We start from the raw sequence: 24,698 nt of genomic DNA, 5'->3' as shown, positions 1-24,698 counted from the left end.
GCTGCGGTGCCGCACAAACCCTACAATGTTGGTTTTCTTGCCACGGTGTCACGATGTCCCACCCTTTTCCAGCTGCCCACAAGGACGCCAGACAGTTTCGCGTCGATATCAACGGCTTGCGTGCCTGGGCGGTTGCCGCCGTCATCCTGTATCACTTCGGCGTGCCGGGCTTTGCGGGCGGATTCGTGGGCGTGGACCTGTTCTTTGTCATTTCCGGTTTCCTGATGACGGGCATTGTCCTGCGCGGGCTTGAACGCGGCAATTTTTCCCTGTTCGATTTCTACATGGCACGCGCGCGCCGCATCATTCCGGCCCTCGCCGTGCTGTGTCTGGCCCTGGTTGCCCTTGGCTGGTTCGTGCTGCTGCCGCCGGACTACCGGCAGCTGGGCGCCCACGCCGGGTACAGCCTTGGCTTCCTCAGCAACTTCGCCTATTTCCTGGAAGCGGGCTATTTCGATACGGCGTCCCAGGAAAAGTGGCTCCTGCACACCTGGTCGCTGTCGGTCGAGTGGCAGTTTTACATGCTCTTGCCAGTGGTGATGTGGGCTGCCTGGCGCATCAAGCCGGGCCGTACGGTGCAGCTGTGGCTATTGCTGGCGGGCTGCGCCGTGTCGCTGGCCGCGTCGATCATCGTGACCAAGTCTGATCCAGGCGCCGCGTTTTTCCTGCTCCATACCCGGGCCTGGGAAATGCTGGCCGGGGGCCTGGTGTTCTTGCTGGGCCAGCGGATCACCCTGAGCGAGGCGGCGCGGGGCTGGATGGAGCGCGCCGGCCTGCTGCTGATCGTCCTGGCAGTGGCCGTGCTCGACAAGCACGCCGCCTGGCCCGGCTACCTGGCGCTGTTGCCGGTGCTGGCCGCCATGCTGGTGATATTGGCCAACCGTGCCTCGTTCCTGACCAGCAACCGCGCCGCGCAATGGCTGGGCGATCGCTCCTATTCCCTGTATCTGTGGCACTGGCCCATTTGCGTCGGCCTGGTGTATGCCGAGATGGAAACAATGCCGATGGCAATCGCCGGCGGCATGCTCGCCACGCTGCTGCTGGGGCACTTATCCTATATCACGGTGGAAAGGCATGCCAAGACCATCCTGGGAGGCGCCCGCATGCGCGAAGTCATGATCGTGACAGCCGGCATATTGCTCGCTGCAGGTCCTGCCCTGTATGCGTGGCGGGCGGGGGGCGTGCCGGGCCGGTTCCCGGCCAATGTCGAGCTCGCTGCCGCGGAATCCAGCAATGTCAATCCGCGCCGCGCCGATTGTCATCCGGCCACCGGCACCGTGTCGCCCGCCTGCCGGTTCGGCGCGCCCGCACCAGGCACCCGTGCCTTGCTGGTGGGCGACAGCCATGCCTCGGTCCTGGTCAGTGCCATGAGCGAGGCTGCCCGGCGCGCCGGCGCGGACGTTACCCTGCTGTCCTATAGCGGCTGTCCTTATCTGCCGGGCATGAAAATGCACCCCGCTTACCTGGCCCGCCTCCCTGCCACCTATCAATGCACGGCCTTTAACGACTGGGTGCGCAGCCGCATTGCGGCGACCCCGGCATCGGTACCGCTGGTGATTGCTTCGCGCTACGCCGGTGCGGCGCTGGGCACCAATGGGCGCCACGATCGGGCGCCGGCGCCAGTGGCTTATTTTTCCACGCCCCAGGCAAGCGCCACGCCGGCACTGCTACGCGAGTTTGCAGCCCGGATCGTCGACACTGCCTGCGAGGCCGCCGCCGGCGGACGGCCGGTGTATCTGGTGCGGCCGGTGCCGGAAATGGGGCGCCACGTGCCGCGCTCGGCGTCACGGCGCATGAGCCTGGGTCTGGACGGGGAAGTGTCGATCGGGCTGGACGATTACCGGGCGCGCAATGCCTGGGTATGGCAAGCTCAGGATGACGCAGTGCGGCGCTGCGGGGTGAAGGTGCTCAACCCCACGGCCAGCCTGTGCCGCGGCGGGCGCTGCTATGGCACGCTCGGCGCACGCCCGGTGTACTTTGACGACAACCACCTCAGCGAGTATGGCAACACGCTGCTGGCGCCGCTCTTTGCGCCGGTGTTTGGCGCCCGCTGAAATGCCTAGTGGTTGCGGTCCACGGCGAAGCTGCACAACTGCAGCAAGCTGTCCTTGAAGGCACTGTCGGGCAGACCGGCCACGGCAGCGGCAGCCCGGCGGGCGGCCGCTTCCGCTTCGCGGCGGGTGTAGTCCAGTGCGCCGCTGGTGGTGATGGCGGCCAGAATGGCATCGAAATGCTGCTCGTCGCCCTGCTCGATGCAGTCGCGCACCAACTGGCGCTGCTCGGGCGTGCCATGTTCCATCAGGTAGATCAGGGGCAGGGTGGGCTTGCCTTCGCGCAGGTCGTCGCCCACGTTCTTGCCAATCGCGCTGGCGTCGCCGGCGTAGTCGAGCACGTCATCGATGAGCTGGAACGCCGTGCCCAGCGACCGGCCGTATTCGCCGGCGGCACTGACTTGCGCATCGCTGGCGCCGGCAATGAGTGCGCCCAGCTCGGCTGCCGCTTCAAACAGCTTGGCCGTCTTGGAGCGGATGACCTTGAGGTAGCTTTCCTGGCTCACATCCGGATCGTGCATATTGAGCAGCTGCAGCACTTCGCCTTCTGCAATCACGTTGGTGGCGTCCGACAGGATCTGCATGACGCGCATATTGTTCAAGCCCACCATCATCTGGAAGGCGCGCGAATACAGGAAGTCGCCCACCAGCACCGATGCCGCATTGCCGAACAGGGCGTTGGCGGTGGCGCGCCCGCGCCGCAGCGAGGATTCGTCCACCACATCATCGTGCAGCAACGTGGCGGTGTGAATGAATTCCACCACCGCGGCCAGTTCGTGGTGCGCCGTGCCCTTGTAGCTGTAGGCGTTGGCCACCAGCAGCACCAGCACGGGGCGGATGCGCTTGCCACCGGCGCTGATGATGTAGTCGGCAATCTGGTTGACCAGGCTCACTTCGGAATGCAGGCGATCACGAATGACCGTATTGACCGCAGCCATGTCGGGCGCGATCGTTTCGGTAATATTATTTTTGGGAGCGGTGGAAGTGGCGGCGGACAAGGCGAACCTGCTATAGACGTTGGGTGCGGCGATTATACGACATGCCCTGTCGCGCTGCCGAGTTTGGGAGCACGCGCGCACAAAACCGTTGCATTATTTGAATGCCATAGCGTAAATTATCGCCACCTCTGTGAATGCTGTGCAAATGACCGGACCTGACCTGATGAAGCGAAGAATGTTGGCTGTGCATGCCGGGCTGGCCGCCATGGCCGCCATGCTGCTATGCACAATGGCGCGGGCCGATGAAGGATGCAGCAAGCCCATCACCATTACCAGCGGCGAGTGGGCGCCCTACAATTATGTGGATGAGCGCGGCAGGTACACGGGCATGGATGTGGAGCTCAGCCGGGCCATCGTGCGCGAGGCCGGCTGCACCCTGGTCGAACTGGCCCGCATGCCGCCGATGCGCAATACCCATCTGTTCGAAATCGGCAAGGTGGACATGATGGCGGGCGCCTCGCGCACCCCGGAGCGCAGCCGCACCGCCTTCTTCAGTCTTCCCTACCGCACTGAAAAAGTGCGCCTGTTTGCCCCTGCCGCCATTGCCAGCCGCTACATGCATGTGAAAAGCTTTTCCGATGTCATGCGCGAGCGGCTGACCGTCCTGGCACCGCGCATCGGCTGGTATGGGCAGGATTATCATGCGCACATGGCCGAGCTCAAGAGTGACAATCGCCTGTCCCAGTTCAACGAATTCCCCGATGGCATCAAGATGCTGGCGGCGGGCAGGGCAGTGCTGATCCTGGGCGACCAGGCCAGCGTGATCCATGCCGCGGCCAGTGGCGGCATCAAGGTGGCGGCCCTGCCTTTCGGCCTGGTGGACGCCCCCATCCACTTGATGCTTAACAAGCAGACCATGACGGCAGGCGATGTGCGGCGCCTCGATGCAGCCATCGAGCGCCTGCGCAGGAAAGGGGTGATCGAGCGCATCCGGCGCTCGTACGGCGGCCCCTACGGCGACAGTTAGGGGCGCTTGGGGGGCTTTGCCGTGCAAGTTGTCGACATACCACGAACTGACCGCCCTGTGCATCTCTTTTGACCAGAAAATCGATCCCGTGTATAATTTGCGGTTCCCCGGGTTCAGCCCAGGGAAATCTTTCAACATTTGATGAGGTTTCATATCATGTACGCGGTCATAAAAACCGGTGGCAAACAGTATAAAGTTGTCGCTGGCGAAAAACTTAAAGTAGAACAGATACCGGCAGACATTGGTTCCGAAATCACCATCGATCAAGTTCTCGCAGTAGGCGCGGGCGACACCATCAAGTTTGGTGCGCCATTGGTCGAAGGTGCAAAGGTACTGGTAACTGTTGTGGCACACGGTCGTCACGATAAAGTGAAGATTTTCAAGATGCGTCGTCGTAAGCACTACCAGAAGCATCAGGGCCATCGCCAGAATTTCACCGAAATCCAAATCGTATCGATCAACGGCTAATTGCTGTTTGCCCGGTTAATCAGTAAAAGTCATCAAGGAGTATTTAAATGGCACACAAAAAAGGCGGCGGCACAACGCGAAATGGCCGTGATTCAGAGTCAAAGCGCCTTGGCGTGAAGGTGTATGGCGGCCAGACGATCAACGCCGGCGGCATCATCATTCGCCAGCGTGGTACCCCGGTGCGCGCAGGCGCCAATGTCGGTACCGGCAAGGACCACACCCTGTTCGCGCTGGTCGACGGCAAGGTCAAGTTTGTCGTCAAGGGCATCGGTTCGAAGCAGTTCGTCACCGTTGTCCCTAACGAAGTTGCAGAAGCTGCAGCAGCGTAAAGTAATATAATGCGCTTGGCGCATCCTTTGTAAGGCGCAAGCCTTCCATCGAAAGGCTCTGCCCAAGGTAGAGCCTTTTTAGTTTTTAGGCGGCACAAAATATGAAGTTTATCGACGAAGCAAAAATCGAAGTCATCGGTGGCGATGGCGGCAATGGCTGCGCCTCGTTCTGCCGCGAAAAGTTCCGCCCGTTCGGCGGGCCCGACGGCGGCGACGGCGGCAAGGGCGGCTCCATCTGGGCCGTGGCCGACCGCAACATCAACACCCTGGTCGACTTCCGCTACTCCAAGGTCCACAAGGGCAAGGATGGCGAACCCGGCCGCGGTGCCGATTGCTACGGCAAGGGTGCGGACGACATCGAAATGCGCATGCCCGTCGGTACGCTCATCATCGACAACAACAATGGCGAAATCATCGCCGACCTGACCGAACACGGCCAGCGCGAACTGCTGGCCAAGGGCGGCGAGGGCGGCTGGGGCAATATCCACTTCAAGTCCTCCACCAACCGCGCACCGCGCCAGAAAACCGAGGGCAAGGAAGGCGAACGGCGCGAACTGCGCCTGGAGCTCAAGGTGCTGGCCGACGTGGGGCTGCTGGGCATGCCCAATGCCGGCAAATCGACCTTCATCACGGCCGTGTCCAACGCCAAGCCGAAGATCGCCGACTATCCGTTCACCACCTTGCACCCGAACCTGGGCGTGGTGCGCGTGTCGCACGAAAAGAGCTTTGTCATTGCCGACATTCCCGGCCTGATCGAAGGCGCGTCCGAAGGCGCGGGCCTGGGCCACCAGTTCCTGCGCCACCTGCAGCGTACCGGCCTGCTGCTGCACATCGTCGACCTGGCGCCGTTCGAGACCAATGTCGACCCGGTCAAGGAAGCCAAGGCCCTGATCAAGGAGCTGGAAAAGTACGACGAAGCGCTGCTGGACAAGCCGCGCTGGCTGGTGCTCAACAAGCTCGACGTGGTGCCTGAAGGAGAGCGCAAGAAGATCGTCAAGGACTTCATCAAGCGCATGGCCTGGAAGGGTCCTGTGTTTGAAATTTCGGCCCTCAACCGCGAAGGCTGCCAGGAGCTGGTCAACGCCATCTACCTGCACCTCGAGGCCAAGCGCAACAGCGAGCACCGCGCCGAAGAGACGCAAATGACGGAAGAAGCCCGCGGTATCGCGTCGATCGACCCGGACGATCCGCGCTTCAAGATCATCGATTAAGTGGCTGCGCTCCAGCCACGGCTCGAGCAGCGCGCGGCGCTGCTGCGGGTGATCGCGATCGGCAGTTCCATGGCGGCCATGGTGGCGCTGCTGGACCCTGACCGCATTGCGACAATGTTAGGTATGCTACTGGTTGGCGTGAACGGCTACAGCCAGTTCTTCGCCATCTATGTCGGCGTCAGGCTCGCTACCGCGGCCCTGGCGCTGTTGGCGGCAAGGCACGGCGACCAGCCAATCCTCGGCGATATCACAGCATGGTTCATCCTGGCGCAGCCGGCCGGCCGATTGGTGGCCGCTTTTGCTGTCGGCCTGCCCCAGGGTTTATTGTTAGTTGTCTGCGGGCTGGAGGTCATAGCTGGCGTGTTGCTGCTCGCCCTGCGCCCGCGCTGAAATCCTTAGGCGCCGATGAAATCTGTCATACACACTGCAAGCCGCATCATTATCAAGGTAGGGTCCTCGCTGGTCACCAATGACGGGCGCGGGCTCGATCACCGCGCCATTGCCCGCTGGGCCGCCCAGATTGCCGCGCTGCGCGCCCTGGGCAAGGAAGTGGTGCTGGTCAGCTCCGGCGCCATTGCCGAAGGCATGCTGCGCCTGGGCTTCGAGCAGCGTCCCACCGACATCCACGAACTGCAGGCCTGCGCCGCCGTCGGCCAGATGGGCCTGGCGCAAATTTACGAAACCAGCTTTCGCGCCCATGGCCTGGGCACGGCCCAGGTGCTGCTCACGCACGCCGACCTGGCCGACCGCGAACGCTACCTCAACGCCCGCTCCACGCTCACCACCTTGCTGCGACTGGGCGTGGTCCCCATCATCAACGAGAACGACACCGTCGTCACCGACGAAATCAAGTTCGGCGACAACGACACGCTTGGCGCGCTGGTGGCCAATCTGATTGAAGCGGACGCGCTCATTATCCTCACCGACCAGCATGGCCTGTTCTCGGCCGACCCGCGCAAGGATCCGGCGGCGGTCCTGATCGCGCACGGCAAGGCCGGCGACCCGGCGCTCGAAGCGATGGCCGGCGGCGCCGGCAGCAGCATCGGGCGCGGCGGCATGCTCACCAAGATCCTGGCTGCGAAGCGCGCGGCGCGCTCGGGCGCGCACACCATCATCGCGTGGGGGCGCGACAGCGACGTGCTCACGCGTCTTGCCAATGGCGAGGCGATAGGCACCGAGCTTACCGCGCAGACCGGCCGTTTCACCGCGCGCAAGCAGTGGATGGCCGACCATTTGCACACGGCCGGCACGGTGGTGCTGGACGCAGGCGCGGTGGCCAAGCTCACGCGCGAAGGCAAGTCGCTGCTGCCCATCGGCGTCATCGACGTGAAGGGGGAATTCGGGCGTGGCGCCGTCATTACCTGCCTGGCCGAAGACGGCACTGCGATTGCGCGCGGCATCAGCAACTACAGCAGCACCGAGGCGCGCCGCATCATGCGCAAGCCATCGGCAGAAATAGAAGCCATCCTGGGCTTTCTGGACGGGCCGGAACTGATCCACCGTGATAACCTCGTGCTGGTTTGATCACGCTGTTTATCACTTAGGAAGGCAAGATGGGAATTCTGAATTCGATTTTCGGCCGCAAGCAGCCCGCGCCCGCCGCCGTTCCCGAACCCGTTGGCGAGACGGTGCTGTACAACGTCTACAGCACGCTGGTTGAAATCCCTGCGCCCCAGTTTCCGCATCTGCTGCATGCGCGGCGCGACTTGTCCGATCCCGACCTGCTGGAACACCTGAACGGCTTTTGCAGCTACATTTTCGGCCGCGGCGACGGCAAGATGAGCCAGGATAAGTACCACGTCATCCTGCAAGTGCAGCGCGTGCAGCATCACATCAGCATGGGTGTGGCCGCGGCAGACAAGGAAGCGTTCCAGGCCTGGGCCATGGCCGCCAATGCCATCGTATTCACGCCGGCGGGCCATGTGCTTGACCCGCAGGGCCGTATCCTGGTGTCGGGCCAGAATGGCACGCGCGCGCCCGATGCAACACTGCCGCACCCGGATCAAGCGCTGGCACGCAAGGCGCGCACGGTGGCGCTGCTGGAGCAGCGCGGCATCACGGTGCCGGCCACGCTGCCGCCGCTGGTGGGCGAATCCGAACTGGTACTGCGGACCAATGATGAAGCGGTGGGCCGTGCACGCGCGCTCCTCATGGTCGCCCTGCGCGCCGACTCGGTGGCCTCCGGCGAGCCGATGAGCGCTGAACTGTTGATGAACAAGATGCCGCTGGCCGACGATTACCTGTCCGACCAGGAGCGCGAGTTCCTCGATCAGGAAGCGCCGTCGCAGAACGATTGCGCCCAGCTGATCTGGCGCTACGAAAGCCTGTACCTGCTGGAGTGGGCGCTTGGTCTGGTCGATGAGCTGCCGTTCCCGGATGCGCCGTGCGACAGCGCGTCCACGGCGGCCACCCTGATCAGCATGCGTGGTCCGCAGCTGCGCGGCGCCAGCGAGATCCTTGATGCGCTGGACCTGCATTACCGCCTGCACTGGCATGTGCGCCAGAAGCGCCTGAAGAAGCAGGGCGAGGCCGACGGCGTGGATGCCGACGTGCTGATAGAGCGCCATCGCGCGCTGAACTGGCTGGTGCGCTTCGAGCACGCGCCGTGGGACGACGTCGACACGCCGACTTGATCTGCGCTGTAGGCCGATCAGCTGTCGCTGTCGGCCGCTGGCTTGAACAGCTCGTCCAGGGCCGCGCGGTCGCCGCGGGACTGCACCTTGCCGCGCTTGCCGGTAAATTCTTCTTCGATATTGTCGCGGTAGTAGCTCCACGCAGCGGCCGAGGTGGAGAGCTTGCGCCACACTTCCTGGCCCACGCCGGAATAATCGATCGCCGTGCCGTCGTCCAGTTCCACCCGCAGGATGCGTTCCCTGGCGTCGTAGCCAATGGCGCGCAGCTTGCCGGCATTGATGCGTTTCATGTCCATGTCGTCTCCGTCCTCAGTCGATGTTCACACACCCGCAGCAGGAAGCTGGATACCGTCCGGCGCTGGCGTCTTCGCCTTATATTCGCACAGGTCATTGATGATGCAATTCCAGCACAGCGGCTTGCGCGCGATGCAGGTGTAGCGGCCGTGCAGGATCAGCCAGTGGTGCGCATCGAGCAAAAATTCCTTTGGCACGAACTTGAGCAGCTTCTGCTCCACCTCCACCACGTTCTTCCCGGGCGCGATATTGGTACGGTTGGAAACGCGGAAGATATGCGTGTCCACCGCCATCGCTATTTCGCCAAAGGCGGTGTTGAGGACCACGTTCGCCGTCTTGCGGCCCACGCCTGGCAATGCTTCGAGCGCGTCGCGCTCGCGCGGAACTTCGCCCCCGTGCTGCTCCACCAGGATCTGGCAGGTCGCCATCACGTTTTTGGCCTTGGTCGGATACAGTCCAATGGTGCTGATGTACTCCTTCAGTCCATCGAGGCCCAGGTCGAGGATCGCCTGCGGCGTATTGGCCACCGGGTAGAGCTTGCGCGTGGCCTTGTTCACACCCACGTCAGTGGCCTGGGCCGACAGCAGCACGGCAATCAGGAGCTCGAACGGCGTGCTGTACTCCAGCTCCGTCTTGGGGCTTGGATTGGCAAGGCGGAAGCGCTCGAAAATCTCGCGGCGTTTGGCTGGATTCATTGTCCCTGCGCTTTCAGGCGTGCGCGCTCGATGGCTGCGGCAATGATGGCGCGTTTGCGTTCTTTTTCGGCCAGTTCTGCCGGCGTGTTGCTCGCTTCGGCTGTCACTTCCTTCATCTTGGCCACCGCCTTGGCCGCCAGGCGCGCATCATTTTCGGCGCGTTCGCGCTCCAGGCGCATGGTGCGGAAATCGTGGCGGGCGCGGGCGGCGTCGGCCTGCTCCTGGGACCATGCATCCCAGCCGGTGCGCTCGCCCGTGACCGGCATCATCGAGATGCAGTCGACCGGGCAGGGGGCCACGCACAGGTCGCAGCCGGTGCACAGGCTTGGCAGGATCGTGTGCATCTGTTTGGAGGCGCCCAGGATCGCATCGACCGGGCAGGCCTGGATGCACAGGGTGCAGCCAATGCACAGGGCTTCGTCAATAAAGGCGACGGGGCGGGGGCGTTCGATGCCGTTGACCGGATTGATGGGGATGACGGCGCGGCCGAGCAGCTTGGCCAGGCGTGCCACGCCCTCAAGGCCGCCGGGCGGGCACTGGTTGATATCGGCCGTGCCTTCGGCGATCGCTTCCGCGTATGGGCGGCAGGCGGCATACCCGCACTTGGTGCACTGGGTTTGCGGCAGAAGGTCTTCGACCTGGTCAGCGAGGGAGCGAGTCACGGCGGTGCGGTGGTTGCGGAAAGCGACATTATAGTCGGCCCAGGTCGCAGCAGCAGATCAGCGGCAGATCAGCAGATCGGCAGCAAGCGCAGGCGCAAACGGCCGTCATACGTTCCAGCAATCGGCATAGATGTGGACTAGGGATTCAGGTATTCCCAACGTGAATATGTAAGACGTTCAAAATTCACAAAAACGCATTTAAGTGGTCTGACCCTGGCTATAGGAAATTGATTTCGGTGCGTTTAAGTGGTCTGACCCTGGCTATAGGAAATTGATTTTGGTGCGTTTAAGTGGTCTGACCCTGGTTTTGGGAAATTGATTGAGGGGCATGGGCGAAAAAAAGCGGCGCTGCCGTTGCCGGGGCGCCGCTTTGGCAAGACGGGATCAGCCGTGCTTTTTGATGAACTCGCCAATCTTGGGGCAGATCACTTCGCGCCAGCGGCGGCCCGAGAAAATGCCGTAGTGGCCGCAGCCCGGTGCGACAAAGTCTTGCTGCATCTCGGCCGGGATGCCGGTGCACAGGTCGTGCGCGGCCTGGGTCTGGCCCGCGCCGGAAATGTCGTCCAGCTCACCCTCGACCGTAAACAGGGCCACGTTGGTGATGTCTTGCGGGCGCACCAGCTGTCCGCCCACGGTCCACGTGCCTCTGGGCAGCGCAAAGTCCTGGAACACGGTCTTGATGGTGTCGAGGTAGTACTCGGCCGGCATGTCGAGCACGGCGTTGTATTCGTCGTAGAAGCGGCGGTGGCCTTCTGCCGGTTCGTCGTCACCGCGCACCAGGTGCATGTAGAACTCGCGGTGGCTCTGGGCGTGGCGCCCAGGGTTCATGGCGATGAAGCCGGCGTGCTGCAGGAAGCCAGGGTACACCCGGCGCCCGGCAGCCGGGTAGTTGCCCGGTACCGCGTAGATCACGGTGTTCTCGAACCACGAAAAACTCTTTTCGATGGCCAGGTCATTGACGGCCGTCGGCGAACGGCGCGGATCGATCGGGCCGCCCATCATCGTCATCGTCTTCGGCATGTTCGGCTCATTGTTGCTGGCCATGAGCGAGATCGCAGCGAGCACCGGCACTGTCGGCTGACATACGGAGATGACGTGCAGGTCCGGCGACAGATGGCGGATGAAGTCCTGAACGTAGTAGATGTAGTCGTCCAGGTGGAAAGGGCCGGCCGCCAGCGGCACCATGCGCGCGTCGATCCAGTCGGTGATGTACACGTCGTGGTCCGGCAACAGGGCGCGCACGGTATCGCGCAGCAGGGTCGAGTGGTGGCCTGACAGGGGCGCCACCAGCAGCACGCGCGGCTGCGCGAGTTTGGCGAAAGCCTTGTCCGTCATGTCCTTCTTGAAGTGCAGCAGGCGGCAGAAGGGCTTTTCGAGGGCGGCGTATTCGATGATGCCCACTTTGTCGCCGGCAATCTCGGTCGACTTGATATCGAAGGCCGGCTTTTCGTACTCCTTGCCCAGGCGATACATGAGTTCATATCCGGCGGCAATGCGCTGCGCAAAAGGCGTGTGCGCCAGCGGCGACACCGGATTGGAAAATAATTTGGATGAGGCGTCAGCCCACTGCATCAGCGGAGTCAGGAATGAGCGTTGCATCTCGTGCAGTTGGTAAAGCATACATATTCCTTCAAGATAATCTGGACCGTGCAATCGTTTGCAGGTGCGCTGATTAATTATAGGCTATTTAAAAGGGGTATTTGCAATTTTGAGTTCCTGTTAGAAATGAGCTAACGGGGAAAAGAACACCGTTTGATTTCTGTACAAGAATCCGTGATCGCGAAGCAGTTTTAACACACAATGCTGCAGTGCGTTAGGGACCTACCGCACGCATAGAAAAAATGGGTGGCACGCCCGTGCACTTGTTGCTTTCAGCTTACTGAACGATGTCAGTTCCCGATTTAGTCGGGCTGGCCGGGTTCGGGTGTGTCCACGCCGAGGATCTTGTGCAAGGAAGGGGAGGTGGTGGTGTACTGCATGTGGATTTTCTTGCCGGGGAAAATATAGGGTGCGGCGCCGTAGGCGGCCAGCGCCGCCTCGTGAAAGCCGCACAGGATCAGCTTTTTCTTGCCCGGGTAGGTATTGATGTCGCCCACGGCGAAGATGCCGGGCACATTCGTTTCGAACTTTTCCGTGCTTTGCACCCGTACCTGGCGGCGTTCCAGGTCCAGGCCCCAATCGGCAATCGGCCCCAGGCGCGGCGACAGGCCGAACAGCGCCACGATCATGTCCAGCGCCACGCGGCGCGTGCTGCCATCGCTTGCGCTGACCGTCACGGCCCTCAGCGTGCCGCCGTCCGCCTCGAAAGCGCTGACCTGGCCGGTGAGCAGATGGAGCTGTCCGGCTTCGGCCAGCGCGCGCGCCTTGGCCACGGAGGCGGGGGCGGCGGTGAAAGTTTCGCGGCGGTGCAGCAATGTCACGCTGGCCGCCTTGCCGGCCAGGCTGATGGCCCAGTCCAGCGCCGAGTCGCCGCCGCCACAGATGAGCAGGTGCTTGCCAGCGAACTGGGCCGGGTCGCGCACGCGGTAATGCAGCTGGCTGCCTTCAAAGGCATCGATGCCTTCCACCTTGAAGGTGCGGGGCTGGAAGGCGCCCACGCCGGCGGCAATGAAAATGGTGGTGGCAATGAAGCGGGTGCCTGCTGAAGTCTCGACGTTGAACCGCCCGTCTTCACGGCGCTGCACGAGCGTGACTTCCTGATTCAGGTGGAAGGCAGGCGCGAAGGGCGCGATCTGGCGCAGCAAGTTGTCGGTAAGCTCCTGGCCCGTGCACAAGGGCAGGGCCGGGATGTCGTAGATGGGCTTGTCGGGGTACAGTTCCATGCACTGGCCGCCGGGGGCGCCGAGCGAATCGATGACATGGGCGCGGATCTCGAGCAAACCCAGTTCAAACACCTGGAACAGGCCGACGGGGCCGGCGCCGATGATGACGGCATCGGTGTCGATGGCGCCGGCGAAGCTGCTGTTGGCAGCAAGGTTGCCGGCGTTATGGGAAGGGTCGATCGACATGCGCCTGCTCCCAGAGAATGGTCATGCGGCGCCGGTTAGGCAACAGGCCGCGCTGGCCGGCCGGCGCCCGGGGCGCCGCTGGCTGGAGAATCAGCGAACCAGCTGGTCCAGCTTGTCCTTGACGTCCTTCCACTGCTCCGCTTCCGGCAGTGCTGGCTTGGTCTTGGTAATGGATGGCCAGACGCGGGCCAGGTCAACGTTGATCTTGATAAACTGCTGCTGGTCGCCCGGCACGTCTTCTTCCGCGTAAATGGCGTTGACGGGGCATTCGGCCACGCAGACGGCGCAGTCGATGCACTCGTCAGGATCGATCGCCAGAAAATTCGGGCCTTCCCGGAAACAATCTACCGGGCATACATCGACGCAATCGGTGTAACGACAGCTGATGCACGATTCGGTGACAACGTGGGTCATAACAGTCCTATCAGTGAAAGGGTGCCGCGCAGGAGGATGGACCCTCCGCCAACAACAGCAAAGCACTGTATTTTAAGGCAATTCGCTTTTTCCCACAAATCAGGCTTAGATACAATCCACATAAGCAAATGCGGGCGCCGCGCCGCGGTGGCCCGCATTGGGCCGCAGTGGCCCGACCGATCCAGAAGGTGGCCGGCCCGCACGTGCCTCAATGTCAGCGCTTGGCCCTCGGGCGGGGCGCCGGCTGGGCCACGAAAGGGCGACGGCCGTTCAGAGCAGGTACAGGGCCAGCATGGCCACCAGGGTGGGCGGCAGGGCGCCCAGCAGCAGGCCACCCACGCCGATCGATTCGTCGCTGAAGCCGTCGCGCAGCAGCGACACGCCGGCCGGATTGGGGGCATTGGCAATCACGGTCAGGCCGCCGCCGGCCACGGCGCCGGCCACCAGCATGTATTTGGCCTGATCGCTCATGCCGGCGATGAGGGAGCCAAGATAGGTCAGGGCGGCATTGTCGGTAATGGCCGTGAGCGCGGTGGCGCCGAAAAACAGGGCGGTCGGCTCCAGGCCGGACACGATGGGCTGCAGCCACCAGCGCTGCATCCCGCCCAGCACCACCAGCCCGGCCAGGAAGAAGCCCACCAGCAAGCCTTCCTTGAGGATGAGCCGGGTCTGGTACTGCTCGTAGGCCTTGGTAAAGCCGAGGAAAAACATGAACAGGCCCAGGAAGATGACCGGGTGGTGGGCAAACAGGACCACCGAGGCCAGGAACATGAGGTGGATGGCAGCGACTGCCAGCGGCACCGGCAACAGCGACGCGTCCGGGGCAGGCAGGGTATCGCGAATGTGAGCACGCAGCAGCCAGGTGACGGCGGTGGCATTGACCAGCACGGCCAGGGCCGCCTTCCAGCCGAAAGTGGCGGCCATGAAGGCGCTGCTCCAGCCCCAGGTCTTGGCCACCATCAGCACCGGTGGCGCGGCGAACGAGGTCAGGGTGCCGCCGATCGACACATTCACGAACAGCACCCCCAGTGCTGCATACTTGAGCCATTCCGGCATTCCCTGGTCCTGGCGGAACACCAGGGGTGCGAGCATGAGTGCGGCCAGCGTCATGGCGGCCGGCTCCGTGATGAAGGAGCCCAGCAATGGCACCAGGGCCAGGCACAGCCATACACGCACGAGCGCGGTACGCAGCGGCACCACGCGCGCCACCGTGTCGACCAGGGCGCGAATGGTCTCGAGCACCGGGCGCGAGGCCGCCACCACCATGATGACAAACACGAACAGGGGTTCGGTGTAGGTGCGCGTCTCGGCATACTGAATGGCCTGGGCCCCGCCTGCCACCAGCGCCATGGCCACGATCAGCACCATGGCCCACAGGCCGAACACCACCTCCACCTCGCCCATGAAGTGAAACAGGCCGGCGTGGCGCGGAAAGCGGTCGGCCAGGCGTTCAAAGGTCTTGGTGGCGAAGGTATGAGCCAGCGCCAGACCAAACAGGATGGCGGCAATCAGATCAATATCGGACATGGGAAGCATGATGGAGATGACAAGCCGTCATTATAGAGCGAGCAGAGGCGGTGGTATCATGTCGCCAATCGACTTTGGAAAGCATCACATGGCAGACATCAGCATCATTCACGAACACAAACTGACGCCGAAAAAAGCGCGCGAAGCGGCGCAAAAGGTGGCCGACAGCATTTCCGAAGAATATGGCCTGGCGTGCGAATGGGAAGGCGATACCCTGCACTTCGAGCGCAGCGGCGTGCAGGGCCAGCTGACGCTGGAAAAGAAAAAAGCCGAGATGTTCATCCGTCTCGGCTTCCTGATGAGCGCCATGGCGCCAATGATCCAGTCCAAGGTGGAAGAGAACATGAAGAAGGTGTTCGGTTCCGCCTGAGGCCGGGGCCTGATCAGCCCTTCAGTTCCTCGATCAGGTCAATGTACTGCTGCATGGCGTCTTCCTTGCTGATGCCCTTGAGGCCATCCCAGGCATCGTACTTGGCGCGCCCGACCATGTCGGTAAAGCCGGGGCGCTTGCCGTCGACATCGCCGGCCGAGGCCTGCTTGTAGAGCGCATAAATCTTCAACAAGGTCATGTTGTCGGGACGCTCGGACAGGTTCTTGGAATCGGCCTGGGCCTGGTCGAATTGTTCTTGCAAACTCATAAAATCTCCTGTTGGCTAAAAAATGTTGCTCGGATATTGTCGCTAGAGTAATGTGCCTAGAATCTTAGCGCAACAACTGCCATATTGCGCGCAATAATAGATCCATAGCAGTTCTTTAGAGGAGACGCTCCATGTTGTCGAAGCCCCGGTCCGGATTTAGCCGCAAGAAGATGTCGACGGTCGATACGGCCTGGCTGAGGATGGATTCCGACGGCAACCTGATGATGATCGTGGGCGTGTCCATGCTGAGCAAGCCGGTGAGCGTGACCGGGCTCAAGCAAGCGCTTGAATCGCGCTTCCTGGTGTACAAGCGGTTTCGCAGCCGGGTGGTGAGCGACCTGTCCGGGTCCTGGTGGCAAGAGCAGGAAGTGGACCTGGATGACCACGTCATCCACACGGCGCTGGCCTCCGGCAAGGGCGGGGCCAGCAACAAGCCGGCACTGCAGGCACTGGTGGGCAAGCTGTCGCAGGAGCCGCTCAATCCCGAAAAGCCGCTGTGGCAAATGCACCTGGTCGACAACTGCCGGGGCGAAGACGGCAAGCTGCGCCAGGCCCTGATCATCCGCATCCACCACTGCATTGCCGATGGCGTGGCGCTGGTGGGGGTGTTCATGTCCATGTTCGACAAGACGCCGGATGAAAAAGACCATTCGCCCTCGCCCCGTGCGGCCGCGGCGGCGGAAGAAAACCCGTGGGAGCAGATCATGCTGCCGGTGACGGCGGCCTCGATCAAGGCGATCGACCTGTCGTCCAACGTCTTCATCAAATCGATGACGATGATGACGGACCTGGACAAGCTGCCGGGGCAGATCACCGCCATCGGGCAGACCGCGGGCCAGCTGGCCATGGATGCGGTCAAGCTCACCACGATGGAAGAGGATACGCCCACGCGCCTGAAGGGCAAGCCGAACGGCAGGAAGCACGTGTCCTGGAGCGAGCCGCTGCCGCTGGCGGAAGTCAAGGCCATCAGCAAGGCCTATGGCTGCTCGATCAACGACGTGCTCATGGCCAGCGTGGCCGGGGCTTTGCGCGCATATCTGAAGGGCAAGGGCGACGACGTCGCGCATGACTGCGATGTACGCGTGATGGTGCCGGTGAACCTGCGCAAATCGAGCCGCCAGCAAAAGCTGGGCAACGCCTTCGGGCTGGTGCCGCTGGTGTTGCCGGTGGGGCTGGAAAACCCGGTGGCGCGGCTGTTCGAAGTGCGGCACCGCATGAATGAGCTCAAAGGCAGTTATACCGCGCTGGTGGCGATGTCGGTGCTGGGCGTGTTGGGGGCGACGCCCAGGCAGGTGCAAAACGAAATCCAGAATTATTTCGCGCGCAAGGCCACGGCCGTGATGAGCAATGTGCCGGGGCCGCAGCAGCCGCTGTATATCGCCGGCAGCCAGCTCGACCAGTGCATGTTCTGGGTGCCGCAGTCGGGCGATATCGGCATAGGCGTATCGATCCTGAGCTACAACGGCGGGGTACAGTTCGGCATCGTTACCGACGACGCCCTGGTGCAGGATCCGGACAACATCATCAAGCGCTTCGCACCGGAATTCGAAAAGCTGGTCTTGCTGGCGCTGATGGGCGACTGGGACTGACCCCAATCCCGCCCAGCGCCGGCCATCAGTTTCCCCATGCCAGGGTCAGACCACTTAAACAGTCGAAAATCAATTTCCCAATGCCAGGGTCAGACCACTTAAACCTTCAAAAATCAATTTCCTCCAGCCAGGGTCAGACCACTTAAGCGCGGCCAAAGTAACGTTTTCGGCCGCGATCTGGCCGCGGAAATTGCCGACACAGCAAGCAGTTGCCGGGGAATTTTAATTTTTCGAACTAAATTGCCAGCCGTCGAACGTGCTGGATAAAATCATTGGGATCGATGAAGGTCTGTAACGAAATTCAATCCTCGAATCCAGCACCGGAGAGGGCCCGGCAGCAAATCTTATTCGCCGATTTGCTCGATGATCTAAAAAGGATTTTGAAAGTTGCTTTTGCCGGTTTTAAGTGGTCTGACCCTGGCTGGAGGAAATTGATTTTTTGACGTTTAAGTGGTCTGACCCTGGTGGGTTTTAAGTGGTCTGACCCTGGCTGGAGGAAATTGATTTTTTGACGTTTAAGTGGTCTGACCCTGGTGGGAGGAAATTGATTGAGGTCAGGGATGTGGTGTGGGAAATTGCGGCCTCAGTTGTTCTGCCGGCGGTCCGCTTCTTCCTGGCGCCGCTTCTCGGCCTTTTCTTCTTCGCTGTCGCGGAAGGGGTAGGTGGCCACGGCCACCGCACCTTTGCCGACGGCGACGCCCGTCTTGACGGCGACAACGCCCGCCCCGACCACCGCGCCGCCTACGGCCAGCACCGTACACCCGCCCAGCGCTGCCGGCAGCAGCGCCATCAGGACGATGGGTACGGCCCGCACCGCCTACACTGCCAGCAGCTCGACGTCGAAAATCAGCGTCGCGTTCGGCGGAATCACGCCGCCCGCGCCACGCGCGCCATAACCAAGGCTGGCCGGAATCGTCAGACGCCGCGCGCCCCCCACTTTCATGCCCTGCACGCCTTCATCCCAGCCGCGGATGACCTGGCCGCCACCGAGCGAGAACTGGAACGGGTCATTGCGGTCCTTGCTCGAATCGAACTTGGCGCCCGTGCTGCCGTCGTCGTTGCGCAGCCAGCCAGTGTAGTGCACGGTGACGTGCTGGCCAGCCTTGGCCTCGGCGCCTTCGCCTACGGTGATGTCTTCGTACTGCAGGCCGCTATCGGTAGTGATCATGGACATGTGTTCTTCCTTGCTGATTGGTTGATCGGCAATTGTAGTCGATCATGCCCAGCCTTGCCACCGGGAGCGAGCACGGCCAGCGTCCGCCCCGGTTTTCGATTATGCTGGCGTTTATTGCATTTTTCGACACATTTTTGCCCATGACCCCTTCCACCGCGCGCCCCGTCCTCACCGCCTATGGCCGCGCCCTGCGTTCCCAGTTCACCGGCCCCATGCTGCGCCTGTCGATCCTTCCCTTCCTGCTGTCGCTGGTGCTGTGGGGCTTGCTGCTGTATTTCGGCTATGAGCCGTTCCGCGATTACGTGGCCACCCTGTTTGCGTCCTACAACGGCTATGGCGCCAGCAGTACTTTCCTCGGCTTTTCCGGCATGGGCGTGCTCAAGGCGATCATCGTGCCGCTGCTGTCGATGCTGGTGCTGCTGCCCCTGATGATCGTCACGTCCATGATTTTCATGGGCGTGGCGGGGATGCCGCCCATCGTGCGCCACGTCAGCGCGCGCCAGTATCCCAAGCTGGAAATGAAGCGCGGCGGCAGTTTCATGGGCAGCGTCATGATCAACCTCACCGGCTACCTGGTATTCGTGCCGCTGTGGCTGCTCTCGCTGCCGCTGTATGCGTTCGCGCCGCTGGCGGTGCTGGCCCAGGTGCTGCTGTGGGGCTGGCTCACCTCGCGCGTGATGGCTTATGACGCCCTGGCCGACCACGCCAGTGCCCAGGAAATGGCAACCATCGTGCGCGCCCATCGCCGCCCCCTGATGCTGATCGGGATGGTTTCCGGCGCCGCCGGCGCCTTGCCCGGCCTGGCCTGGGTGGGCGGCGCCATCGTGTCGGTGCTGCTGTTTCCCATCCTCGCGGCGTTGTCGGTGTGGCTGTTTACGATGGTGTTCATCTTCACCGGCCTGTGGTACCAGTACTACTGCCTGCAGGCGCTCGAGGAATTGCGCGCCCAGGCCAGTCCCGCCCAGCCACTTCCCGCCTGAAGGATCGACCATGCCGGTAGCAGCAAAGACCTTTGGCCTCATTATCATCGGCGACGAGATCCTGTCGGGCAAGCGCCAGGACCGGCATCTGCCGCACCTGCTGGAGCTGCTCGCCGCGCGCGGCCTGCAACTGGCCTGGGTCCAGATCATTGGCGACGACCCGCAGCGCATCACCGCCACGTTGCGCCAGTCCATGGCCAGCGGCGACGTGGTGTTCTGCTGCGGCGGCATCGGCGCCACGCCGGACGATCACACGCGCCAGTGCGCGGCGCACGCGGCCGGCCTGCCGCTGGCCCTGCATCCTGAGGCATGCGCCAATATCGATGAGCGCATCAGCGAGATGGCGCGCGCGGCCGGGCTGGCCGCCGACCTCGCATGCGCCGAACACCAGCAGCGCCGCCAGATGGCCGTGTTTCCCGAAGGCGCCACGCTGATCCCGAACAGCTATAACCGGATTGCGGGCTTTAGCGTCGGCACCCATCATTTCCTGCCCGGCTTTCCCGTCATGGCCGGCCCGATGATGGCATGGGTGCTCGATCACCTGTACCGCGACCAGTTCCACCTGGTGGCGCGCGCCGAGCAGTCGATGCTGGTGTACGGCATCCACGAGTCGGCCCTGGCGCCATGGATGGCGGCTGTCGAGGCGCGCTACCCGCAGGTCAAGGCCTTCAGCCTGCCGCATGTGGGCGAGGGCGGTGCGCGTGCCCATATCGAATTTGGCGTCAAGGGCGATCCGGTGCAAACGGCGGCGGCGTTCGCGCAGCTGTGCAGTCACCTGGACGGCGCCGGCGCCGAGTACGCGCCACTGCCGGCGCACGGTGCGCCGGCCTGATTGAGAGCGCCATGACATGAATTGCCATGCGCCTTCCGTGCGCCGCACTCTGCCGTTGTTTTTTTGCGAAAATTAAAGCCCGTGATCAACTTTTCTTGAACACGGCTTCGTGTCGGCGGGTGCGATGTGGTGCAATGGTAGTCCTGTGTGTACTGGACGCTTCGTTGCCATCCAGTGCCAATTTGAATAAACAAAGCGATACGATTGACTACCCCGTCACAGCGCGGTCCGAAGCACAGATGGCAAAGGTTGTGCGGTACATGGCAGGGGCGATTGCGTCAGACCAGTTGAGCCATCATGGAAAGTAAGCGTCGATCCCGACGGCCAGGTTTAGCAAACGTGGTGCGCAGGTTGCGCGCCAGAGCGTCGACAAATATTAACCGCGAGGCCGGCGATTCCGGTCTCCATTACCCGCATCCCCACCTGTCGCTGGTGCCCGAGGGACCGCAAGAAAAAGGTGAAGGCATGTTGGAACATACTGAAGCACACTCCCCGGAACAGGATTCGGCGCCCACCCCGCCGAAGAAAAAACGCGGCCGCATCAAGCTGGTGCTGGCGCTGATCCTGCTCGCGTTGCTGTCGGTGGTGGTGGTGTGGGGCGTGCACGAGGCGCGCACCTCGACCATGCAGGCCAAGTTCTTTGCGCGCATGGCCAAGAAGATCAGTTACAAGGTCGAGCCGGGGCCGTCCCCTGCAATCCGCTTTCCGTCCGACAGTCCTTACGATGAGCGGCTGGGCTACGCCAATATGCCGGACTATCTTGAAAAGCTGAAAACGCGCGACTACGAGATCGCCGCCCAGGCCCGCATTTCGCCCAAGATGGTGGAACTGGCCGACCGCGGCCTGTTTGCCACCTATCGCGAAAAGACCAAGGTTGGCCTGACCATCCTCGACTGCAAGGCGCAGCCCCTGTTCTCATCGCTGTACCCGGAGCGCTACTACGCCAGCTTCGCAGAAACCCCGGCGCTGCTGGTCAAGAGCCTGCTGTTCATTGAAAACCGCGAGCTGCTCGATACCAAGTACCCCAAGCGCAATCCGGCGGTGGAATGGGACCGCTTCAGCAAGGCCGTGTTTGACAAGAGCCTGCAAATGTTCATCCCCGGCGAAGACCGCCGTTCGGCCGGCGGCAGCACGCTGGCGACCCAGATCGAAAAATACCGCCATTCGCCCGACGGCCGTACCAGCTCGCTGTCGGAAAAGCTGCGCCAGATGGCGTCGGCCACCCTGCGCGCCTATCAGTATGGCGAGGACACCACCATGGCGCGGCGCCAGATCGTGGTCGACTATCTCAACACCGTACCGCTGTCGGCCAAGTCGGGCTATGGCGAAGTTAACGGCATCGGCGACGGCATGTGGGTCTGGTACGGGCGCGATTTCGCGTCCATGAACAAGGTGCTCCAGGGCGACGTGACCACGCCCGATGCCGCCCTCACCTACAAGCAGGCGCTCTCGCTGATGATCGCCCAGCGCCGTCCGGCGCATTACCTGGGCGCCGGCGACGACGACCTGGAAGCGCTGACCAACACCCACCTGCGCGTGCTGGCCGCGGCCAGCGTGATTTCGCCGCAACTGCGCGACGCTGCGCTCAAGGTCAAGCTCTCGCCATCGACGGCCTCCGGCGTGGCCCCGCCCGCGGCCAACAGCTTCGTCTCGCGCAAGGCCGCCAATGCGGTCCGTACTCACCTGGGCAGCCTGCTCGGCGAGAGCCGGCTGTACAATCTGGACCGCCTCGACCTGTCGGTGGTGAGCACGCTCGATTCGGACGCCCAGCAGGCCGTGACGGCCATGCTGCGCAAGCTGCGCGACGCCGCCGCCGCCGAAGCGGCCGGCCTGACCGGCAAGGGCATGCTCGGCAACGGCGATCCGGCTGCCGTGGTGTACAGCTTCACGCTGATGGAGCGCGGCGAAAACGTGAACTATCTGCGCGTGCAGACCGATAACTACGACCAGCCGCTCGATATCAATGAGGGCGCCAAGCTCGATCTCGGCTCCACCGCCAAGCTGCGCGCGCTCGTCACCTACCTCGACATCGTCGACCAGCTGCACAAGCGTTTTTCCGGCATGGAGGTGGCCGAGATCAGGAAGACCGTGGTCGACCCCAAGGACTTGATGACCCAGTGGGCCATGGCATACTTTTCGGACCTGCCAAAAGATGGGCCGCGCGACTTGCCTTCCATGCTCGCGGCCGCGCTGGACCGTAAATATTCGGCCAGCCCCCACGAAGGCTTTTTCACCGGCGGCGGCCTGCACACCTTTGGCAACTTCAGCAAGCTCGATGACCGCAAGATCATGTCGGTACGCGACGCGCTCAAGAGTTCGACCAACCTCGTATTCGTGCGCATGATGCGCGATGTGGTGCGTTACTACATGTTCCAGCTCCCCGGTTCGTCGGCGGCCCTGCTGCAGGACGCGGACGACCCGCGCCGGGCCGAATACCTGGCCCGCTTTGCCGACCGTGAAGGCCGCGAGTTCCTGACGCGCTTTTATAACAAGTACCGCGGCAAGAACGCGGCCGAGTCGGAAAAAGTGCTGCTGGCCAGCCTGCGCCCCACGCCGACGCGCCTGGCGGCGGTACACCGCACGGTGCGGCCGGAGGCGACGCTGCAGCAGTTCAGCGCCTTCATCCACGACAATCTGCCATCGGCCAACGAGGTGCCGGAAGAGCGCATTGCCCGCATGTACGAGCAGTATTCGCCGGCCGCCATGTCGCTGGCCGACCGCGGTTACGTGGCCACCATTCATCCGCTGGAATTGTGGCTGGTCGGTTACCTGCGCAGCCATGACAAGGCCAATTTCGCCGACGTGGTGGCGGCCAGCGTCAAGGAGCGCCAGCTGGTCTACGCCTGGCTGTTCAACACGCACCGCAAGCATGCCCAGGATCGCCGCATTGCCGGCCTGTTGGAAGTGGAAGCCTTCCTCAAGGTCCACGCGCAGTGGAAGAAGATGGGTTATCCCTTCGATTCGCTGGTGCCCTCGTATGCCACGACCCTGGGGGCGTCGGCAGACCGGCCGGCATCGTTGGCCGAGATGATGGGCATTATCGTCAACAATGGCGTGCGCAAGCCGGTCGAGCGCATCGATTCGCTGCACTTTGCCAAGGGCACACCTTACGAAACGCTGGTGCGGCATGCCAAGCCGCCGGCGGGCGAGCAGGTCCTCTCGCCTGACGTGGCGCGCGCGGTGGCCGATGCCATCCGCGGCGTGGTGGCCGAGGGTACCGCCAAGCGCGTCAAGACTGCCTTCCAGCTCAAGGATGGTTCGATCATCGCAGTCGGCGGCAAGACCGGCACCGGCGACCAGCGCTTTGAAGTCTACGGCGCCGGCGGCCGCCTGATCGAGTCGCGCTATGTGAACCGGTCGGCGACCTTTGTCTTCAATATCGGCGAGCGCTTCTTCGGCAGCATGACGGCGTATGTGCAGGGTCCGAAATCGGCCGACTACGACTTCACCAGCGCCCTGCCGGTGCAGTTGCTGACCGTGCTGGCGCCGTCGCTGATGCCGCTGATCGAGCCGCCGGCCAAGCCGAACGGCCAGACCTGCGTGCGCTGACGTTCCGGCAGCCGGCCCTCGGGGCAGGGACGGCTGCCGCCTGGTGCGCAATCCTAGGGCGCCAGTTTCAGCTTCATGCCGTGATGCGACGCGACAAAGCCCAGCTTTTCATAAAAGCGTAAGGCATCCGGCCGCTCCCTGTCGGTTGTTAGCTGCAGCATCACGCAGCGGCGCGCGTTGGCGCGCGCAATCGCATGCTCAAACATGCGCGTCCCCACGCCGCTATTGCGTTCAGACGATGCGATACGCACCCCTTCAATCAGCGCCCGCCACGAGCCCCGGTACGTGAGATAGGGGATGAAGGTCAGCTGCATCACGCCGACAACCCGATCTTCTATCGTACACACGATGAGCTCATTGTTTGGATCCGCGCTGATTGCGCTGTATGCAGCGTAGTACGAGGAGGGAAGAGGCTGGGCGGGACTTTCGCGCCGGGCCCCGAGCGGGTCATCGGCCAGCATGGCCACGATAGCGGGAATGTCACTTTTCGTGGCGGGTCGAAATACCGGTGAATGCATGCGCGGCTTCTCTGTGTGATGCAGGATTGCCTAAAATACCACATCGCGCCCGGCCCGCCAACAGCTGGGATCTTCTGCGCTCACGCAGGCTGCAAGTGTCCACGGACCGTGCCCCGGGCCTGGCGCTGCACGTGCAGCTTGCATATTGGCCGGTTTGTTGG

Annotated in this window: 24 protein-coding genes and 1 pseudogene; 13 read left to right on the top strand and 12 right to left on the bottom strand. The window is 62.8% G+C overall.

Features of this window, described 5'->3' with window-relative positions; genetic code table 11:
* Positions 1 to 53 precede the first annotated feature (53 nt).
* A complete protein-coding gene (locus tag KY495_RS03390) occupies positions 54 to 2,054 on the top strand; it encodes an acyltransferase family protein (RefSeq protein ID WP_219882355.1) in 2,001 nt (666 codons plus the stop codon).
* Positions 2,055 to 2,059: 5 nt separating this feature from the next.
* Here the strand turns inward: KY495_RS03390 and ispB are convergent, their stop codons facing one another.
* The gene (ispB, locus tag KY495_RS03385) at positions 2,060 to 3,049 is read right to left on the bottom strand and encodes an octaprenyl diphosphate synthase (protein ID WP_219882354.1); all 990 of its coding nucleotides are present in this window, start codon (positions 3,047 to 3,049) and stop codon (positions 2,060 to 2,062) included.
* Between the two features lie 175 nt (positions 3,050 to 3,224).
* Here ispB and KY495_RS03380 point away from each other — a divergent pair, with 175 nt between their 5' ends.
* From KY495_RS03380 to KY495_RS03350, 7 genes are all read left to right on the top strand, one after another.
* Positions 3,225 to 4,016, top strand: a complete 792-nt coding sequence (locus KY495_RS03380; protein ID WP_219882353.1) for an ABC transporter substrate-binding protein — start codon at positions 3,225 to 3,227, stop codon at positions 4,014 to 4,016.
* A 156-nt stretch (positions 4,017 to 4,172) separates the two neighbouring features.
* A complete protein-coding gene (gene rplU, locus KY495_RS03375) occupies positions 4,173 to 4,484 on the top strand; it encodes a 50S ribosomal protein L21 (protein ID WP_026172134.1) in 312 nt (103 codons plus the stop codon).
* A 47-nt stretch (positions 4,485 to 4,531) separates the two neighbouring features.
* Positions 4,532 to 4,813, top strand: a complete 282-nt coding sequence (gene rpmA / locus KY495_RS03370; protein WP_219882352.1) for a 50S ribosomal protein L27 — start codon at positions 4,532 to 4,534, stop codon at positions 4,811 to 4,813.
* Positions 4,814 to 4,914: 101 nt separating this feature from the next.
* The gene (obgE, locus tag KY495_RS03365) at positions 4,915 to 6,024 is read left to right on the top strand and encodes a GTPase ObgE (RefSeq protein WP_219882351.1); all 1,110 of its coding nucleotides are present in this window, start codon (positions 4,915 to 4,917) and stop codon (positions 6,022 to 6,024) included.
* Positions 6,025 to 6,414 carry a hypothetical protein gene (locus tag KY495_RS03360; RefSeq protein WP_219882350.1) on the top strand — a complete coding sequence of 130 codons (390 nt, stop codon included), beginning with the start codon at positions 6,025 to 6,027 and terminating at the stop codon, positions 6,412 to 6,414.
* A gap of 15 nt (positions 6,415 to 6,429) precedes the next feature.
* Positions 6,430 to 7,548 (top strand): glutamate 5-kinase, encoded by a 1,119-nt coding sequence (gene proB, locus KY495_RS03355; RefSeq protein ID WP_219882349.1) that lies wholly within the window; start codon positions 6,430 to 6,432, stop codon positions 7,546 to 7,548.
* Between the two features lie 29 nt (positions 7,549 to 7,577).
* A complete protein-coding gene (locus tag KY495_RS03350) occupies positions 7,578 to 8,657 on the top strand; it encodes a DUF4272 domain-containing protein (protein WP_219882348.1) in 1,080 nt (359 codons plus the stop codon).
* A 17-nt stretch (positions 8,658 to 8,674) separates the two neighbouring features.
* Here KY495_RS03350 and KY495_RS03345 read toward each other — a convergent pair whose 3' ends face one another.
* The 7 genes and pseudogenes from KY495_RS03345 to KY495_RS03315 form a co-directional block, all read right to left on the bottom strand.
* Positions 8,675 to 8,953, bottom strand: a complete 279-nt coding sequence (locus KY495_RS03345) for a KTSC domain-containing protein (RefSeq protein ID WP_219882347.1) — start codon at positions 8,951 to 8,953, stop codon at positions 8,675 to 8,677.
* Between the two features lie 24 nt (positions 8,954 to 8,977).
* Positions 8,978 to 9,646, bottom strand: coding sequence for an endonuclease III (gene nth / locus KY495_RS03340; protein ID WP_219882346.1), 669 nt, complete (start codon positions 9,644 to 9,646; stop codon positions 8,978 to 8,980).
* A pseudogene (gene rsxB / locus KY495_RS03335) lies at positions 9,643 to 10,329 on the bottom strand (electron transport complex subunit RsxB); the annotation flags it as partial. The gene nth and the pseudogene rsxB, both read right to left, overlap by 4 nt.
* Positions 10,330 to 10,692: 363 nt before the next feature.
* A complete protein-coding gene (locus KY495_RS03330; RefSeq protein WP_219882344.1) occupies positions 10,693 to 11,928 on the bottom strand; it encodes a polyhydroxyalkanoate depolymerase in 1,236 nt (411 codons plus the stop codon).
* A gap of 281 nt (positions 11,929 to 12,209) precedes the next feature.
* Positions 12,210 to 13,316, bottom strand: coding sequence for an NAD(P)/FAD-dependent oxidoreductase (locus KY495_RS03325; RefSeq protein ID WP_219882343.1), 1,107 nt, complete (start codon positions 13,314 to 13,316; stop codon positions 12,210 to 12,212).
* Between the two features lie 90 nt (positions 13,317 to 13,406).
* Positions 13,407 to 13,730: a ferredoxin FdxA gene (gene fdxA, locus KY495_RS03320; protein WP_219882342.1), complete on the bottom strand. Its 324-nt coding sequence runs from the start codon at positions 13,728 to 13,730 to the stop codon at positions 13,407 to 13,409.
* Positions 13,731 to 14,000: 270 nt separating this feature from the next.
* Positions 14,001 to 15,257, bottom strand: coding sequence for a putative Na+/H+ antiporter (locus KY495_RS03315; RefSeq protein WP_219882341.1), 1,257 nt, complete (start codon positions 15,255 to 15,257; stop codon positions 14,001 to 14,003).
* 88 nt (positions 15,258 to 15,345) lie between these two features.
* Between KY495_RS03315 and KY495_RS03310 the strand changes: the two genes are divergently transcribed.
* Positions 15,346 to 15,627, top strand: coding sequence for a polyhydroxyalkanoic acid system family protein (locus KY495_RS03310; RefSeq protein WP_219882340.1), 282 nt, complete (start codon positions 15,346 to 15,348; stop codon positions 15,625 to 15,627).
* A gap of 13 nt (positions 15,628 to 15,640) precedes the next feature.
* Here KY495_RS03310 and KY495_RS03305 read toward each other — a convergent pair whose 3' ends face one another.
* A complete protein-coding gene (locus tag KY495_RS03305) occupies positions 15,641 to 15,895 on the bottom strand; it encodes an acyl-CoA-binding protein (protein WP_219882339.1) in 255 nt (84 codons plus the stop codon).
* 131 nt (positions 15,896 to 16,026) lie between these two features.
* Here KY495_RS03305 and KY495_RS03300 point away from each other — a divergent pair, with 131 nt between their 5' ends.
* Positions 16,027 to 17,484 carry a wax ester/triacylglycerol synthase family O-acyltransferase gene (locus KY495_RS03300; RefSeq protein ID WP_229518486.1) on the top strand — a complete coding sequence of 486 codons (1,458 nt, stop codon included), beginning with the start codon at positions 16,027 to 16,029 and terminating at the stop codon, positions 17,482 to 17,484.
* Between the two features lie 583 nt (positions 17,485 to 18,067).
* Here KY495_RS03300 and KY495_RS03295 read toward each other — a convergent pair.
* Together KY495_RS03295 and KY495_RS03290 are read right to left on the bottom strand one after the other, a co-directional pair.
* On the bottom strand, positions 18,068 to 18,298 hold the full coding sequence (locus KY495_RS03295; RefSeq protein WP_219882338.1) for a hypothetical protein: 231 nt from the start codon (positions 18,296 to 18,298) through the stop codon (positions 18,068 to 18,070).
* Positions 18,299 to 18,301: 3 nt separating this feature from the next.
* A complete protein-coding gene (locus KY495_RS03290; protein WP_219882337.1) occupies positions 18,302 to 18,658 on the bottom strand; it encodes an FKBP-type peptidyl-prolyl cis-trans isomerase in 357 nt (118 codons plus the stop codon).
* Positions 18,659 to 18,798: 140 nt separating this feature from the next.
* On the opposite strand from KY495_RS03290, the gene KY495_RS03285 reads away from it, so the two are divergent.
* From KY495_RS03285 to KY495_RS03275, 3 genes are all read left to right on the top strand, one after another.
* A complete protein-coding gene (locus KY495_RS03285) occupies positions 18,799 to 19,638 on the top strand; it encodes an EI24 domain-containing protein (protein ID WP_219882336.1) in 840 nt (279 codons plus the stop codon).
* A 10-nt stretch (positions 19,639 to 19,648) separates the two neighbouring features.
* Positions 19,649 to 20,470, top strand: a complete 822-nt coding sequence (locus KY495_RS03280; protein WP_219882335.1) for a molybdopterin-binding protein — start codon at positions 19,649 to 19,651, stop codon at positions 20,468 to 20,470.
* Between the two features lie 465 nt (positions 20,471 to 20,935).
* Positions 20,936 to 24,019 carry a transglycosylase domain-containing protein gene (locus tag KY495_RS03275; RefSeq protein ID WP_219882334.1) on the top strand — a complete coding sequence of 1,028 codons (3,084 nt, stop codon included), beginning with the start codon at positions 20,936 to 20,938 and terminating at the stop codon, positions 24,017 to 24,019.
* A gap of 53 nt (positions 24,020 to 24,072) precedes the next feature.
* On the opposite strand, the gene KY495_RS03270 is transcribed toward KY495_RS03275, so the two are convergent.
* A complete protein-coding gene (locus tag KY495_RS03270; RefSeq protein ID WP_219882333.1) occupies positions 24,073 to 24,537 on the bottom strand; it encodes a GNAT family N-acetyltransferase in 465 nt (154 codons plus the stop codon).
* Positions 24,538 to 24,698: the final 161 nt, after the last annotated feature.

The sequence above is a fragment of the Massilia sp. PAMC28688 genome, assembly GCF_019443445.1.
Classification (GTDB): domain Bacteria; phylum Pseudomonadota; class Gammaproteobacteria; order Burkholderiales; family Burkholderiaceae_D; genus Telluria_A.
This window is presented reverse-complemented; position numbering and strand designations above follow the sequence as displayed.